This window comes from Acidimicrobiales bacterium (genome assembly GCA_041394185.1).
Lineage (GTDB): Bacteria > Actinomycetota > Acidimicrobiia > Acidimicrobiales > Poriferisodalaceae > JAAETH01.
The window spans coordinates 409,883-425,942 of record JAWKIQ010000003.1 but is presented as its reverse complement, the minus strand read 5'-3'; the positions used below and the strand labels follow the sequence as shown (position 1 = coordinate 425,942).

The 16,060-nt window shown below is 64.5% G+C and carries 16 protein-coding genes; 11 read left to right on the top strand and 5 right to left on the bottom strand.

Annotated elements, in window-relative coordinates:
* Positions 1 to 295: 295 nt before the first annotated feature.
* On the bottom strand, positions 296 to 703 hold the full coding sequence (locus tag R2770_15460) for a cyclic nucleotide-binding domain-containing protein (GenBank protein ID MEZ5281858.1): 408 nt from the start codon (positions 701 to 703) through the stop codon (positions 296 to 298).
* Between the two features lie 122 nt (positions 704 to 825).
* Here R2770_15460 and R2770_15455 point away from each other — a divergent pair, with 122 nt between their 5' ends.
* From R2770_15455 to R2770_15405, 11 genes are all read left to right on the top strand, one after another.
* Complete coding sequence (locus R2770_15455) at positions 826 to 2,007, top strand: pentapeptide repeat-containing protein (GenBank protein ID MEZ5281857.1); 1,182 nt, start codon at positions 826 to 828, stop codon at positions 2,005 to 2,007.
* A gap of 103 nt (positions 2,008 to 2,110) precedes the next feature.
* A complete protein-coding gene (locus R2770_15450; GenBank protein ID MEZ5281856.1) occupies positions 2,111 to 2,779 on the top strand; it encodes a ribonuclease HII in 669 nt (222 codons plus the stop codon).
* A 19-nt stretch (positions 2,780 to 2,798) separates the two neighbouring features.
* Complete coding sequence (locus R2770_15445) at positions 2,799 to 3,614, top strand: polyphosphate kinase 2 family protein (protein MEZ5281855.1); 816 nt, start codon at positions 2,799 to 2,801, stop codon at positions 3,612 to 3,614.
* Positions 3,611 to 4,471 (top strand): class I SAM-dependent methyltransferase, encoded by an 861-nt coding sequence (locus R2770_15440; GenBank protein ID MEZ5281854.1) that lies wholly within the window; start codon positions 3,611 to 3,613, stop codon positions 4,469 to 4,471. Before R2770_15445 ends, R2770_15440 begins: the two co-directional genes overlap by 4 nt.
* Positions 4,472 to 4,490: 19 nt before the next feature.
* On the top strand, positions 4,491 to 4,781 hold the full coding sequence (locus R2770_15435; protein MEZ5281853.1) for a hypothetical protein: 291 nt from the start codon (positions 4,491 to 4,493) through the stop codon (positions 4,779 to 4,781).
* Between the two features lie 43 nt (positions 4,782 to 4,824).
* Entirely contained in the window at positions 4,825 to 5,589 is a 765-nt protein-coding gene (locus R2770_15430) for a hypothetical protein (GenBank protein ID MEZ5281852.1), read from the top strand.
* Between the two features lie 2 nt (positions 5,590 to 5,591).
* Complete coding sequence (locus R2770_15425; GenBank protein ID MEZ5281851.1) at positions 5,592 to 7,211, top strand: DNA polymerase Y family protein; 1,620 nt, start codon at positions 5,592 to 5,594, stop codon at positions 7,209 to 7,211.
* 23 nt (positions 7,212 to 7,234) lie between these two features.
* A complete protein-coding gene (locus R2770_15420; protein MEZ5281850.1) occupies positions 7,235 to 7,906 on the top strand; it encodes an HAD family phosphatase in 672 nt (223 codons plus the stop codon).
* Positions 7,903 to 9,066, top strand: a complete 1,164-nt coding sequence (locus R2770_15415; protein MEZ5281849.1) for a hypothetical protein — start codon at positions 7,903 to 7,905, stop codon at positions 9,064 to 9,066. Before R2770_15420 ends, R2770_15415 begins: the two co-directional genes overlap by 4 nt.
* An 83-nt stretch (positions 9,067 to 9,149) precedes the next feature.
* Positions 9,150 to 10,850 carry a glycosyl hydrolase gene (locus tag R2770_15410; protein MEZ5281848.1) on the top strand — a complete coding sequence of 567 codons (1,701 nt, stop codon included), beginning with the start codon at positions 9,150 to 9,152 and terminating at the stop codon, positions 10,848 to 10,850.
* 59 nt (positions 10,851 to 10,909) lie between these two features.
* Complete coding sequence (locus R2770_15405; protein MEZ5281847.1) at positions 10,910 to 12,838, top strand: hypothetical protein; 1,929 nt, start codon at positions 10,910 to 10,912, stop codon at positions 12,836 to 12,838.
* 6 nt (positions 12,839 to 12,844) lie between these two features.
* Here the strand turns inward: R2770_15405 and R2770_15400 are convergent, their stop codons facing one another.
* From R2770_15400 to R2770_15385, 4 genes are read right to left on the bottom strand one after another with little or no spacing between them, the layout of a single operon-like run.
* Positions 12,845 to 13,585 (bottom strand): VOC family protein, encoded by a 741-nt coding sequence (locus R2770_15400; GenBank protein MEZ5281846.1) that lies wholly within the window; start codon positions 13,583 to 13,585, stop codon positions 12,845 to 12,847.
* A complete protein-coding gene (locus tag R2770_15395; protein ID MEZ5281845.1) occupies positions 13,585 to 13,971 on the bottom strand; it encodes a limonene-1,2-epoxide hydrolase family protein in 387 nt (128 codons plus the stop codon). The genes R2770_15400 and R2770_15395 overlap by 1 nt, the downstream gene beginning before the upstream one ends.
* A 14-nt stretch (positions 13,972 to 13,985) precedes the next feature.
* Complete coding sequence (locus R2770_15390; GenBank protein MEZ5281844.1) at positions 13,986 to 14,777, bottom strand: alpha/beta fold hydrolase; 792 nt, start codon at positions 14,775 to 14,777, stop codon at positions 13,986 to 13,988.
* 8 nt (positions 14,778 to 14,785) lie between these two features.
* Positions 14,786 to 16,039 carry an LLM class flavin-dependent oxidoreductase gene (locus tag R2770_15385; protein MEZ5281843.1) on the bottom strand — a complete coding sequence of 418 codons (1,254 nt, stop codon included), beginning with the start codon at positions 16,037 to 16,039 and terminating at the stop codon, positions 14,786 to 14,788.
* Positions 16,040 to 16,060: the final 21 nt, after the last annotated feature.

The following is a 16,060-nucleotide window of genomic DNA, read 5'->3' as shown; positions in this document are numbered from 1 at the left end:
CGCGATACTGACCCGCCGTCACCGCCGAGCTCCAGCCCGGCACCTGACGGCCACCAGGGATCGCGTCACGCGAACCCCACCACTCCGCGGGGCTCATACCCAGAACACCTGCCGCCGCGAACTGGGCGCTGCCGCTGAACACCAACGCCGAGAAGCCAGCCGCCTCGAGCACATGGAAACCTGCTTGACGGCAAAGAACCCCGAAGGCGACGCCAAATGGCACAACGGCCAGCGATATGGACAGCGCCTGGCCATAGATCGACCGTTCCGGCGTGGGTTTCATTCGACGTTTGGTTCAGGAAATGTGGTGGTCGCGCTTGACTTCGGTGTCGCGCTGGAGCCAGTAGGAGACGGTCGAACTCCGCTCGGCGAGAGACCGCATGACCAGCGAGGGAACCTGCACCGTTCGGACCTGGGTGACAGCGATGGCGGTCGCCGGTACGCGGTTCGACTGGGGGTCGATATCGCCCAGAAGGGTGCCGCGCCCGCCGTGGCCAACCGATATGTCGTCGACTACCAATTCGACGACTCCGTCCAGGACAACCAGGACGCGTCGATCGACGGTGCCCTGGACCACCATCGTCGTGTGTTCGACGAAGGCCATTGCGTGCGCCGCCCGCGAGATGGCTCGCTTGTCGCGCGCCGACAGACCCGCGAATCCGGGTAGGCCGAACAAGTTGCTTCGAACCGGTTTCGGAAGCATGACCACAACCCTAGAGCTTCAGCTCTGTGCTGTGCAGGTTGATCGAATCCCTCACAGAACAGGGTGGTGCGTCCGATCGGAGTGGTGTTCGTGTCGAGATAGGACGGAGACGTCACGTGACCATGCGACGCATTAGCACCATCGCAGCAGCCCTGGGCCTACTTGCCGCGGCCTGCGGAGGCGGCGGCGGGACGTCGTCGTCTTCGGCCGCAGATCTAGAGTTGACCACCCAGACGCCAGATACAGCGATCGAGGCCGACCTCGACATCGAGGTGATCGATCGCGAGTTGGCAGGCGTCGACGAGGAACTCGAGTTGTTCCTTCAGGAGCTGCAGGTGACGATCGACGAACTCGGAGCCGAGTGCGCCGCGTCCGAGGCCCAGCCCCGTCAGAACGCCGACCTGTCTAACCGGGTATTCACCGGACCCGACCTTCGCTGCGTCGACCTGTCGGGCGCCAACCTGCGCAATGCGACCCTCGACGGAGTAGACCTGTCGGGTGCGAGCCTTGCCGGGGCCGATCTCACCGGAGCCAAACTCGACGTCGTGGCCGTGGGTGCTGACTTCACCAACGCCATCATCGACCACACCGACTTCCAGGACTCCGTGCTGTACGGCGCCCGCTTTGCCGGATCGACCATCACGGGCACGACGATGCCTGACAATCCGACAGCTCTGGCAATGGCCGATTTCACCGGCTCGACCATGGGCTGCGGCAGCCTCTACGGAGCACCGATGGTGATCCTGGCCGATGTCCAGATAACCGATACCTGCCAAGCCGACGCCTACGGCAGCCTCGAGATCGACGGCGTGTTCTATGGCGCCGATGTGCGGGGATTCGACTTCTCGGTCGTCTCGTTGCGCTCGGCCGACTTCCGCCGGTCGAATCTGGCCGGCGCATACTTCGGTGGCTATGGCATCTTGCCTGATGGTGCAGATTTCTCGGGTGCGGTGATGGTGGGCGTCAGCTTCACCAGCACGGCGATCTACGACGCTTCGTTCGTGGGCGCCGATCTGTCCTCGGCCGATCTCACGAACATGCTGTTGGCCGGCTCCGATCTGAGCGGGGCGGTCTTCGATGGCGCCGACATGTCGAATGCCGTCAGCGAGCGCAACTCCTACGTCGGAGCCAGCTTCGTCCAGACCATCATGGCCAACGCGAGCCTTGCCTACGACGACTTCTCCAACGCACTCTTCGACGGAGTGATGGCCGAGGGCCTGGTGCTCGACACCATCTTGTGCCCCGGGGCCACATCGAACGACTCGTTTGGCCTGTGCGTGTCCGATAGCGCCATGGTGTTCTGAATCAGCACAGTGTTCTGAACACCCGACCAGCACAGTGTTCTGAACACCCGACCAGCCGGACCACCGGCGACGGCCGAGCGGTGAGGGCGGCTAGGTTGGGGCGATGGTCGCTGGGAAGGCTCCCACCCTCAACTACGAGCGTTCCCGGTGGAGCAGCGGCGAGGCAGTTGTAGGTATCGACGAGGTTGGCAGAGGTGCGTGGGCCGGTCCGCTCACCATCGGTGCGGTCATCGTTCCCCCGGACAAGCGCGTCAACAACATCCGCGATTCCAAGCTGCTGTCCGCTGCACGGCGCGAGCAGTTGTTCGAACGCATCGTCGACTGGGCGACGGCGTGGTCGGTCGGCCACGCATCGCCCACAGAATGCGATCAGCTAGGCATGTCGCAGGCTCAACGATTGGCCGCTTCGAGGGCCCTCGCTGGGCTGGGTGTTCCCGTCGATCATGTGTTGGTAGACGGGCCTTGGGACTTTGTCGGGTCGCACAGCACCACCTGCATCGTCAAAGGCGACCGGGTCTCGTTGTCGATAGCAGCGGCCTCCATCGTCGCCAAGGTCACCCGTGACCGGATGATGATCGCCGAGGCCGAGAACTTCCCGGCCTATGGCTTCGACAGCAACAAGGGCTACCCGGCGCCCGATCACGTGGCGGCTCTCAGCGGCTACGGTCCAACCAGCATCCACAGGCGCAGCTGGGCTTTCATGGATTCGCTCCCATGGTCTGCGATTCGTCGCTTCGACCGCGAAGCCATGCGTCAGCCCTCGCTGTTTTGATCTACTTCTCAGGAGGGTCATGGGTACGAAGTTCTCGCGCTATCGCATCGAAGCAGGTTCGAAGGTCGACCTCGACAACCTCGACCCCGAAGACGACGCGGCTTTCGACGGTGACAAGGACGAGGCCTACGCCCGCCTCGACGAGATTCGCGACGACATCGCCGAGCTTCAGGAGAAGCTGTTCGCCCAGAACGAGAACAAGCTCCTCGTCGTGCTGCAGGCAATGGATACGGCCGGCAAGGACAGCACGATTCGCGACGTGTTCAAAGAGACCAGCCCCAACGGGGTGCACACGTTCTCGTTCGGCCGGCCCAGTGTCGAGGAGTTGGCCCACGACTATCTGTGGCGTGTTCACCAGCACGCGCCGGCAAAGGGCCAGATCCACATCTTCAACCGCAGCCATTACGAAGACGTCCTGGTGGTGAGGGTCAACGAGTTGGTCCCCGAGAAGGTCTGGAAGCGTCGCTACGACCACATCCGAAACTTCGAGCAGATGCTGGCCGACGAGGGGACGACGATCCTCAAGTTCTTCCTCCACATCAGCAAGGACGAGCAACGTCAGCGCCTTCAGGAGCGCGTGGACGAGCCGGAGAAGAACTGGAAGTTCGATCACGGCGACCTTCCCGTTCGTGCCCGCTGGAACCAGTACATGTCGGCCTACGAAGACGCCATCGAGCGCACGACCACCGACGACGCCCCCTGGTACATCATCCCTGCCAATCGCCGGTGGTATCGCAAGTTGGCGGTCGCCGAGATCGTCCGCGATGCCCTGCGCGACATCGATCCGCAGTATCCGCCACCTGCCGACGGGCTCGATGGGTTGGTGATCGAGTGACCCCCGGGTCGGCGGCGTTCGATGCCGGTCCGAACGGTGCCCAGGTGGGCTACTGGAACGGGCCGGGCGGCGCAGATTGGTCGGTCACCCGCGAGCGGCTGGACAAGATGCTCGAGCCCTTCGACCGGCTGTTGTTCGAGGCGGCCGACCTGTCGGCAGGCCACTCCGTGCTCGATATCGGCTGCGGCTGCGGTACGACGTCGCTCGTCGCGGCTGAAAAGGTTGGGAAATCGGGTCGTGTAGTCGGCGTCGATGTCAGCTCGCCCATGCTCGAAGTGGCTCGCGGCCGGGTTCGCAGCGACCAATCGGTCACCTTCGTCGAGGCCGATGCCCAAACGACCGACTTCGCTTCGCTGAGGGCCGACCGCATCATTTCGCGATTTGGCGTGATGTTCTTCGCCAATACCACGGCCGCCTTTGCCAACATCGCCAGTGCCGGCAGCCGCGGCGCCACTCTCAGCTTTGTCTGTTGGCAAGAGCCCAAACGCAACCCGTGGTTCGCGTTTGCGGGGCGGGCAGTCGCCGAGTTCGTCGAGCTTCCCCGCGGTGGACGAGGGGGCCCCGGACCATTCGCGCTGGCCGACCACGTCGCCATCGCCCAGGCGGTCATCGGTGCCGGCATGTCCGATCTCGAGATCACAGAGCACGAGGTCGCCGTCGACTTCGGTGGAGGCGGCAGCGTCGACGAGTTGGTCGAATTCGCCATGGACTTCGGGCCAATCGGCCGGGCTGTGGCCGGCGACGACCGATTGGCCCAGCGGGCCAGGGAGGCGCTGTCCGAAGCGATCGCCGAGCGATGGAACGACGGCCATGTCGAGCTCGACAGCGCTGTGTGGCTGGTGCGTGCCGCGGTCTGAATCGAGTACGCTCGCCCGCATGGGTCAGCCGGTTCGAGTGGTCGAAAAGAAGTCAGAGGCCTTTCCGGGCACGGTTCGGTATGAAACGAACCGCCCCCTCAGCGGCACTGGTCACAAGTCCTACAGCAGCGCCGAGAAGGCCATAAACGATCTCGACCCCGCCGATGTACTCGCCAAGCGCCTGTTCGAGCGTGGCGGCATCGAACACGTGCATGTCAATGGCAGCGTCATCACGGTCAGCTTCGAGCGTGGCGTCGACACCGAAGGTGTCACCGAGCTGGTCGAGAAGCTCTTCATCCACTACACCTGAGCCGCCGTTGTCAGTCGAACACATGTTCGGTTAGATTCATGGTGTGTCTTCTGGCGCCTCGATAAAGGCCGACCTGGCTTCATCCATAGAAGCGATCTCGCCCCTGACCTTGGCGCGCGATCAGGTCCTGCCGCTTTGTGATGCCATGGCAACGGTGATGCCCGGCGGTGTCTTGAGACGGGGCACTTCGGTTGTCGTCGATGGGTCGGCCTCGGTCTCCCTGGCGCTTGGTCTGGCCGCCGAGGCCACGGCCCAGGGTTCGTGGGTGGTCTTCGTCGGGGTCGAAGGGTTGTGCCTGTCTGCAGCAGAAGAGTTCGGCCTCGAGCTCGGTCGCGTTGCCCTCGTCGACGATCCTGGCGACAAGTGGGCCAACGTCGTTTCAGCCCTTGCAGGTGCCGTCGACATCGTCGTGACCAAGAGCCCGAACAGTTTCAGGGCTTCGGACGGTCGCCGTTTGTCGGCTCGTTTGCGCGAGCGCGGAGGGGTCATCATCGAGATCGGTGGTGGTGGGCGTCAGGTCATGCAGGCAGACGTCCGATTGTCGGCGGCCCGCCAGTCTTGGAGCGGTTTGGGGTTCGGATACGGGCTCTTGTCCAGCCGCCTGGTCACGGTCGAGGTCGGTGGTCGTGGTGCTGCTTCTCGCCCACGTTCGGTCGACGTCTTGTTGCCGGGCGAGTCAGGTCGCCCTGAGGCCGTGTCGTTTGCCCAGCGGTCGCAGCCGATGCGTACCTACGACACCATCGCCGATGTGGCTGACCTGACCGCCCGTTTGGCCAGTCGCTCGGTCGGCCACCACAGCGCCACCTAGCCATGTCGACCACACGCACCATGGTCGTGGTGTCGCCCCATTGGCCCCTGGTCGCGGCCAAGGTGCCGCCCGATGTGCCTGCAGCGGTGGTCAAGGCCAATCGGGTCGTCGAGGCAACACCTGCAGCACTGGCTCAGCGTGTCGCTGTTGGCATGAGGCGTCGAGAGTCGCAAGGGCGCTGCCCCCAGCTCGAGGTGATCGAGCACGATCCCGATCGAGACGCGAGATACTTCGAGCCGGTCGTCGCAGCACTCGAGAGGTTCACGCCGCGTGTAGAGATCCTCGGCCCGGGGCGATGTTCGTTCCCGACTCGTGGCCCCTCGCGCTATTTCGGAGGCGATCGGTCTCTGGCGGACCAGATTGTCCAGACCCTTCGAGCCGAGATCGCAGCCTTGTTCACCGCTGGGGGCTGTCCAGCCGGATACGAACCCAAGGTCGGTGTCGCCGACGGCTTGTTCTCGGCGGCCTTGGCCGCCGAGGTGGTCTCGGCCCGAGCCGATACTTGCGCGCTGGTCATCGAGCCTGGGGCCAGCCGGTCCTTCATCGCTCCAATGGCGGTCTCTGAACTCCAGCGTTGGTCGGCCCCGCTCGATGATGGCGAAAACCTGGTCGGACTCTTCTGGCGACTGGGGCTGAAGACGCTGGGTGATGTCGCCCGCTTGCCGCCTTCCGATCTTCTCGCTCGTTTCGGCTCTGATGGCTTGAGGGCTCATCAACTGGCATCCGGGCTGGACGAGCGTCCTCCCGACACCAGACCCGTGCCTCCCGAATCGATCGTCGAGGTTCGGCTCGACCCACCTGCCGATCGGGTCGACACGGCCAGCTTCGTCGCCAAGGCCATGGCCGACGATCTGCATCAACGACTGGGGCGCGACGGCCTGGCGTGCACGCGGATAATCGTCGAGGCCACAACCGCTAAGGGCGAGTGCCACAGCAGGGTGTGGCGTCACGAGGGTGCGCTGTCGGCTTCCGATGTCGCCGACCGGATGCGATGGCAACTCGATGGGTGGCTCTCGTCGCGGCATCGCCCTACCTCGGGCATCATCTTGTTGCGGCTGATTCCAGATGAGGTAGTGGCCGATGTCGGGCGTCAGTTGGGGTTCTGGGGTGGCCAGACCCTCGAGTCTCAGCGGGCGGCTCGTGCTCTGGCGCGGGTTCAGGGAATTTTGGGCCCCGACTCGGTGGCTGTGCCCGAAAAGCGCGGGGGCAGAGGGCTGGCCGAAGCCATCGGCCAGGTAGCGCTGCCCTTTGTCGACATCACAGACCCAGACCGCTCGCTCGAGGCCCCTGCAGCGTCGGCGCCTTGGCCCGGCCGCCTGCCGGCCCCCAACCCCACGCTGCTCGGAGGTAAGCCCATCGCCGAGGTGCTCGACGATCTCGGCCACCCGGTCGAGGTGAGTGGGCGCGGCGATCTCAGCGGTCCGCCAACCGTTGTCGTGTGGTCGGACGGCTCGCGTTCGGCGGTCGATTCGTGGGCCGGTCCTTGGCCCATCGACGAGCGCTGGTGGGAGCCTCGGTCGCATCGTCGTGCGGCCCGGTTTCAGTTCGTCTTGTCCGATGGCAGCGCCCACATCGTTTCTTTGTCCCAGCGAAGTTGGGTCCACGACGGCACATACGACTGAAGGTGTGTGATAACTATCGGCAGATGACCCAGCTTGCCGTGATCTTCGACGTCGGCGGAGTGCTGGTCGAGTCGCCCTTTGTTGCCGCACTTCGATGGCGGGCCGAGATGGGGTTGCCCGATGAAACGCTGGCCGTGTTCTTCGAGGAGTACGCCAGGCTTCCAGAGCCCGGCGCAGAGCCCCCGATGTGGCACCGGGTCGAGATGGGTCAGGTCGATGTGCAGCAGTTCCTGGATCATGTCCGCCCCCGCCTCGACGGCCTTGTCGATGACGATCACCCCATCCACACCATCACCGGTGCGGACTTCAACGTCTTCAGGGACGCCGGGGCTCACTGGCGCATGATCCACAAGGTGCGCGATTTGGCCGCCGCCGGTCACAAGACCGCGATTCTCACCAACAACGTCCGCGAGTGGGGCTCTTGGCGCGAGGTGATTCCGGTCGACTGGTTCGATGTGGTCATAGATTCTTCCGAGGTCGGGTTGCGCAAGCCAGATCCGGCCATTTGGCATCTGGCGCTAGAGCGCCTGGGCACGCCTGCCCACCGATCGATCTTCCTCGACGATCATCCGAGCAACGTGGAGGCAGCGGTCGACTTGGGTATCGCGGGCTTGACTGTGAGCGCCGACATCGACTTGGCCATCGAAGAGTTGGACCTCCTGGTCGAGGCCATGTCGGGTGGCCAGTCTCCATGAGCGACTGTGGGCTCGACCCGCGGCTTCAGGACGAGACCGAGCGCTGGTTCTTGCGACGTGGTGTTCCGCACTTCATCGACATGTACAACGCCGCCGAAGACATCTTCACCCGTGCTCTGCCGGTGTTGACCCTGGCGTTCATGGCCGAGTTCGTTGCGGCGGCCGACACCGAGTGGGACTGGTACCACAACCTCCTTGCGCTCTCGGGTGGGTTCTGCCTGCTCCTGGGGCTCTACGCGCTGTTCAACCGGTGGCGAGGCCGCTCGCTGTTGCAACAGCCCGACGACGTCGGGCCGGCCGAACTGGTGGCATTTGTGATCATCCCGGCTCTGTTGCCGTTGATCATCGGGGGCAGGTGGCGGGGTGCGCTGATCACAGTCGCGGTCAATGTGGTTTTGCTGGTGGTGCTGTACGTGGTGTTGCTGTATGGCCTGGTGCCCACGGCGCGCTGGGCGCTTGGCCACATGATTCGCCAGTTCAGCGGCATCGGAAGGCTGATGGCCAGGTCGTTGCCCTTGGTGTCGGTGTTCTCGATGTTCATCTTCCTCAATGCCGAGGTGTGGCAGGTGGCTGCCGACTTCGAGCCCGCCTATTTCTTCGTGACGATCGGAGTGTTGCTGGGCATCGCCACGGTTTTTGTGTTGTTTCGGCTGCCGCGTGAGGTCGACTCGTTGCGAAGATTTCAATCCTGGGAGCAGGTCGCCGAGATGCTGTCGGACGCCCCGCTCGAACCTTCGGACTGTGAAGGCCTGGATGGGCGGCCCGATCCGCCGCCCTTGACCCGGGCCGACTGGTTCAACGTGGGGGTCGTGTGGTGGTTCAGCCAGCTCATGCAGGTCTTGTTGGTCGGTGTTGTGATCACAGGGTTCTATACGGTGTTCGGGCTCTTCACCGTCCGGGAGGCCACCATTCTCCAGTGGACCGAGAACCAGGGTGTGTCGGGGTGGTCTTTGCCGGGCACGGGGTTGGTGGTCACCTGGGAGTTGGTGACCGTGGCCGCGTTCATCGGCGCGTTCTCGGCCCTTCAGTTCGCAATCTCGGCGGCTACCGACGATGCATACCGCGAAGAGTTCCTGGCCGAGTTGGTGCATGACATGCGTGAGGCGTTTGCCGTGCGCGCCGTGTATCTCGCCAAGCTCGGGGTCACCGTCAGCCGCTGAAGGCCACTCCCGGTCAACCTGAATGGACTAGCAGCCACCGAGCGTGGTTGACTGTGTGTTCTGTGTTTGCGCGTAAGTACCCCATGCATGACGCGACACGCACACTGGCTCTCAGGGCCCTAGCGGTGTTGGTTGCGTTCGTTCTGGTCGCCTCGATGGCGGCCGTCAAACCGGCGCGCGCCGATACCGAGGTGTGGTCTGGTCGGTCTCGAATCGTCGGTCAAGATTCTCTGCCCGATTTCGCTCATCCGGTCACTTCGGTCGCCGCCGACCCACGAACGGGCGGGTACTGGCTGTCGGCCGGCGATGGCGGGGTTTTCGCATTCGGCGGTGCCGCGTTCTTCGGTTCTGCCGGCGGCCTTGTGCTCGAGTCCGACGTGGTGGGTATCGCCGCAGCCCCCGATGGTCTGGGCTATTGGCTGGCCACTGCCAACGGAGCTGTGCTGGCCTTTGGGTCGGCCAGCTACGCGGGTTCGCTCAGCAACCTTCAACTGGCGGCACCCATCGTGTCTATCGTCGCGGCCCCCGACGGACGCGGCTACTGGATGTTGGGGTCCGATGGCGGAATCTTCGCCTTTGGCTCGGCCGGGTTCTTCGGCTCGGCTTCGGGGTGGCTGCCGACTGCGGCCGCAGACCTCGTTGTGACCAAGGGCGGCGACGGGTACTGGGTAGTGGGAGTCGACGGCCGGTCGTATGCGTTCGCGGGTGCTTGGCAATTGGCAGCCCCCAATCCCAGGGGAACGGTGGTCGGCGCCAGCCGCGGGCGCGGCGGAATTGTCATCGGCTGGGATTCGGGGGTCGTCGACAGGGTGCGGAGCAGGGCGGTCGACAGGACAGCGCTGGTCACCCTTTACGACGCGGTCGACGTCGACTTCGGTATCGACGGGCCCATCGTCGCCACCACCGGCGAGCGCGTGCGTCGGCTCGGCCCCAGTGTCGGGTTTCGCGGGCTCAACGCCGTAGGTCAGTTCGCCGACGCCAGCAGCGCCCAGGTTGGGGTGGTGTCGTTCTATACGAACTTCGTCGACGATCGCGACCTTCCCATCGGGGCCCTCGATCGCATTCACTCAGACGGGGCCATCCCGTTCATCACCTGGGAACCCTGGGATCCCAACCAGGAACCGCGCATCCAGCCCGACTTCCAACTGCGTGACATCGTCGACGGAAGCCACGACGGGCTGATTTGGCGCTGGGCAACCCAGGCAGCCTCTTACGACAAGCCCCTGATGATCAGGTTCGCCCACGAGATGAACGGCGACTGGTATCCGTGGTCTGAGGCCGTCAACGGCAACCGTCCAGGCGAGTTCGTAGCCGCATGGCGACACGTCCACGAGATCTTCGACAGGGCGGGGGCCGACAATGTGACCTGGGTCTGGAATCCCAATGTCGAGACGCCTTGGTCGCTCCCTTTGGCCGGCCTGTTCCCCGGTCACGATGTCGTCGACATGGTCGCAATCGACGGTTACAACGCGGGCACGGCCCTTCCGTGGGGCGGCTGGCGCAGCGCCGAGTCGGTCCTGGGCTGGGCGTTGGCCGACCTTCGGGCGGCTGCGCCGGGCCTTCCCGTGATCATCGGCGAGACTGCCAGCACCGAGTCTGGTGGCGACAAGGGCGGCTGGATTCGCGACATGTTCTCGTGGCTCGATTCCGACAATCGCGACATCTCGATGGTCGTCTGGTTCGACGAACCGAAGGAAACCACCTGGTGGGTCGGCAGCTCGCAATGGTCTGCGCTGTCCTTTGCCGAGGCAGGCGCCGACCACTGGTGTGGCTGCCTGCGCTAGTTCGATCCGATCGGGCGGCCGTCTACCCCGTCGAGGGGCTGTGGTGAGACACTTCTGATGTGGATCCACATTTCGTGCTCGATGTGCGCGCCGAGGTGCCGGACTCGGTTCACTTCGACGACCTGGGCGACCGTCTGAGGTTGGCGGCCAAGGAGCCCATCTCCGGCATCGCCAGCGGCCGCTTCGCAACGCCGTCTGTTCGCGTCGTCATCGATCTGGATGACCTCGCCGAAGGTGTTTCGATATTGGGGTTTGCCTTCACCCAATTCGCAATGCCGGTACTGGGGTCCAGACGCCAGCCGATCGACTTTCGTCCTGCGCCAAACCTCATGTCGCCCAAGGCGATGCTGCCCGTGTTGTTGCAGCGTCGCGACGGCGCGGTCTGTTTGCTAGCGCCGATCGACTCGTTCCATGAGCAGATCATCACCGTGGATCAAGACGACGAGGGCGTGCACAGCCTGGTGTGGGGATGGCATGGCGATCTCGACGAGGTCGACGAGGAGTTTGCGACCACATTGGGTATCTACCGAGGCTCGTCGGCCTCGGAGGTGCTCGAGCAGTGGTTCGGAGAGTTGGCGAACGAGGGCCAGATTCACGAAGGCGCCAGAGTCATCGATCCGGTGTTCGAGCAGCTGTCCTACTGGACCGACAACGGGGCGGCCTATTGGTATCGCACCGAACCCGACCTCGACATCACCGAGACGATCGGGCGCAAGCTCGACGAGCTCGGGCAACTGGGGGTGGCGATCGGCTCGGTCGAACTCGACTCGTGGTTCTACCCCCACGAGATCGCCAGACCCGTCTCCGAGGTTGGCTACCTTGCCGAGGTCCCGCCCACCGGAATGCTCGAATGGGTGCCGCGGCCCGATGTCTTGCCCTTGGGCATAGAGGGTCTGGGTGAACGGATGGGCCGGTTGCCCATGGTTCTGCACGCGCGGCACATATGTGCGAAGTCGCCGTACCTGAACCAGGGCGATTGGTGGGTCGACGAGCAGACGGGGTTGGCTCATCCCCACGACCAACGCTTCTTCGATCGGTGGTTTGTCGATGCGAAGGGTTGGGGGGCCACGTGCATCGAACTCGACTGGATGATGCCCGTTTGGTTCGGGGTGCGCGAGATGCGTCGTGTCCCCGGTCGGGCGTGGGCCTGGCAGTCGACCCTGGACCTGTTGGCAGACGAACACGACATGGCTCTCATCTGGTGCATGGCCACTCCAGCCGACCTGATCGCGGCTGCGGCTCTGCCTCGGGTGGGTGCGGTGCGGACCAGCGACGACTATCGCTATGCGCAAGACCCGGCCCGCCTGTGGCATTGGTATCTGGCGGTCAACAAGCTGGTCGCCGGTTTGGGCCATCGCACCTTCAAGGACTGCTTCTTCACCTCAGAGCCTGGGCCCGACTCCATCGATGGCGACCCCCATCGTGAGGTCGAGGCGTTGCTGGCAGCGATGTCGGCCGGGGTGGTCGGCATCGGCGATCGCATCGGGCGCACCGATGTGGCGATTGTCGAGCGGATCTGTCGCCCCGATGGGGTGATCGTGGGCCCAGACGCCCCCATGTCGTTGGCCGACCAGAGCATGTTCAGGGCGTGGTCTGACCCTGATGGGTTGTGTTGGGCGACTGCACGATCGGGCGACTGGCTCTACGTGCTGGCTCTGCACACCGCAGACACTGATGCGGCCATCGTCGACCGCTTCGTCCTCGACCACAAGATGCTGGTCTACGACTGGCGAAACGGAGAGGCTTCGCCAGACACGGTCGTCGACGTCGAGTTGGGCCGGCGCGACTGGGCGCTGTTCGTTTGTTGCCCGATAGAGGAACGGGGAGGGCGTCGCCGGGCTCTGATCGGAGACCCTTCCAGATACGCCACCATGGGTCGCCAGCGCGTGACCTACGACGGACAGACCGCCACCGCATCGCTGGCGGCCGGCGAGCAGCCAGCGAGGTTGAGGTGGTGGATCGAGGGTGAGGGCGTGCTGGATCGCTGAACGGGCTCAGGGATCGCGACTGGTCAGGCAGTACAGGCTGCCCGACGGGTCTTTCATGACGTTCCAGTGCTGGCCCACCGTCATAGCGGTGGCGCCCAACGCGGCGTGGGCCTCGGTCATGGCATCTTTGTGAGGTCCGCAGCCAATGTCGAGGTGCGCCTCGGCGCGGTCGCCGACATGGTCCGCACCGAGGCGTTGCAGGAGAACCCTGAGCGGCAGGTGCGGCCCCCCATCCAGGAAGGTGAACTCGTCGTAGTGGTCTGACGAGATGCGGTTCCAGCCGGTGAGAGCGCTCCAGAAGGCAGACTCGCGCTCGTAGAGGCTCGCCGGAATATCGATCGACAGTTGATTGACGCGGCTCGGATGGACACCGGCGACGGGTGGCGGAACCGAGCTCTCGCCGTGGTGCGTCACAAGGCAGAACACGAAGCCGCCTGGTGAGGTCATGATGGTCGTAGCGCGAGAGTCGATCGTCTTTGCGCCATGCTGCTGGGCCAAGTCCCTCGCCGCGTTGACGTCTTGGACGTGTAGGTCGAGGTGCACACGCGGGGCTTCGGCCAGCCGCTGAACGCGCAGGTAGGCGTCGCCCTGCGGTGGCAGCAGGGTCGCGAACTCGTGATTGTCACCTCGCGGGGCCGACAGCCTGGACGCCGTGATCTCGGCCCAGAACGCGACCGAGGCATCGAAGGTGGCCGCCGGCCGGTCGATGAACGCCGTCAGCCAGCCGATCTCGAGGTGCTGGTTCATCAGTGCTTGGAGCTGAGGGCCTCGATTTGGCTCATGTAGGTGGGCATGTCGAAGTAGTCGCGCCAAAGAACTATCAGGCCCGCCTCGTTTACCTCGAACACTCCCGCCACCGGCAACTCGAGCCAGCCATCACCGATCTTGAAGCGGTCGAGCCGTTCGTTCACGACCGTGTTTCCAGCTGCGAGCTGGCGCTTGATCGGCCAGTCGACCTCGGTGGCAGGGCCCAGAAAGGCCTCCAGCGTGGCAACGGTTGCTGCCTTGCCTGTGATCGGGTTGGTCGGCATGTTCTCGTACGAGACGTCTTCGGCCAGCAGGGCCGCGGCGCCCGCAATGTCTTTGCGCTCGATGGCGCTGATGAACGCATTCACCACTTCGCTCGGTGTCATGGGCCGAACCTAGCTCAGCTGTTGATGAACTCGATCATGCGAGCGGTCCACGTGCGATAGTCGGCCGCCGTCGAGCTGACGACCATCTGCGAATGGGCGATCAGGTCGTGCAGTTGTTCTGCCGTGTCCACGGGATGGCCGCTGTCGCCCGACCAGGCCAGTATCAGGGTTGGGGCTTCGATGCGGCCAACCAGCTCTCTGGGTGGCAGGTCGGCGGTGCCGGCGCCGCGCAGGCGAATTGCCAGACGCTGAGGATCGACCGTGCGCAGGTTGTTCACCTTGTTGTCGAACCAGTCGGCATCGTCAGCAACCGGGTCGGGCACCGGGCCCTGGTCGAGCGCACGGATCAGAGGCTCGGTTCCCTTGGTTTCGGCGATTCGAGCCATACGTTCGTACAGATCGACCTGCTGGGCCCGCGTCTCCCATGCCGTCGGCGGTATCACCAGGACCAGCTTGGCTATCCGATCTGGGGCCAGCACCGCAGCATGGATGGCCGTGGCCGTGCCCAGCGACGCTCCTGCGGCGACATAGGTGCCGATACCCAGCGCGTCGGCCAGCGCCAGCTGGTCCTGGGCCATTTGATCCCACGAGTAGGTAGAAGGCTCGGTCGTGGTCGTCGACTCACCGTGGCCTCTGGCGTCGTACCTGACAAGGTCCAAGTGGTCGGCGAGCGTGGCGTGATCGATCACGCCGTACCTGTTCTCGACATCGCGCGACCCGTGCAGCCCGTGGCCCCAGATCGTCGTGGGGCCTTGTCCCGAGCGGCTCCACTCGAATTCGACGCCGCGGACCTCGGTGCGGGGCACTGCGCCGTTCAGTCCTGGCTCGCAGCGTCGTCTGACGCGTCTTGTCGTGACGGCCCCGAGTGCGCCGCTATGGGGGCCGAACCGCCGGCACCCGCCGCCCGGAAGGCCTCGGCGGCCCTGGCGTTCTCGTTGATCTTGTTCAGCACGGCCTTCTGGGCTCGCTGGAAGTACTCGCGGTGGTCGATCACGAACTGGTTCGACTCGCGCATCGATTCGAGCTGGCCGTTGACCTCGGGAATCACATACCTGGCCACCATGTCCCAGCTCTTTGCGGTGTTCGCAGGCGAAGCCCAGTCGTTTACGAAACCGATCGCCACACCGAAACCACCAGTGACCTCGGCCATCTGGAGGATTCGTTCGATGAGATCGTCGGGGGTGCCGATGACTGCCGCTGCGCCCTCGGCCAAGGCCAGGGCCTCGATGGCGTCGCGGGTGGTGTCGAACTTGGGCACGCCCGGACGCTGGAGCGTGCCGACCGTGTAGTCGTTGTGCCAGCGCAAGAGGCCCCACTCGACCTCCTCGAACGCCTTCTCGCGCGTCTCGGCGATGTGCCAGTTGAACATGATGCGCCAGTTCGAGCGGTCGACGATCTGGCCGTGTTCGGCGGCTGCTTCCTCTGCGAAGCTCCACTGCAACGGCAGCGACGCCAGACCCTCGTCCGACATGGAACCGATCGACAGAACGCCGTCGCCGTACTTGCCCGCGAGCGTCATGCCCGAGGGGCTGATCATCGAGGCCGTCGCCATGGGCAGCACTTCTTGCAAGGGCAGAATCTGCAGCTTGGCGTCGTTCAGGGTGAACCACTCGCACTCGTAGCTGAAGCGCTCCTCGCCTGCCAGCAGTCGCTTGATGACTCCGATGGCTTCATCCTGGCGATCTCGCAGGACCACCGGGTCGATGCCAAACGTGTGTGCATCGGAGGGCAAGGCTCCTGGGCCGGTGCCGAGCAGGGCGCGTCCCTGGCTCATGTGGTCGAGTTGAACGATCCGCTGGGCCACGTTGAACGGGTGGTGGTAGGGCAGCGAGACCACACCGGTGCCGAGCTTGATGCGACCGGTGCGCATGGCCGCACCCGCCAGGAACATCTCCGGGGAAGCGATCACCTCCCAACCGGTCGAGTGGTGCTCGCCGCACCAGAACTCGTGGTATCCCAATCGGTCCAGCTGGGTCACCAGGTCCAGGTCGCGCTGCAGTTGCAGGGTCGGGCTCTCGCCCGGAAGGTGGTGGGGCGCGAGGAAGGCTCCGAACTTGAGTCTTTGCATGTTCTGCAGGCTATGCGAGGG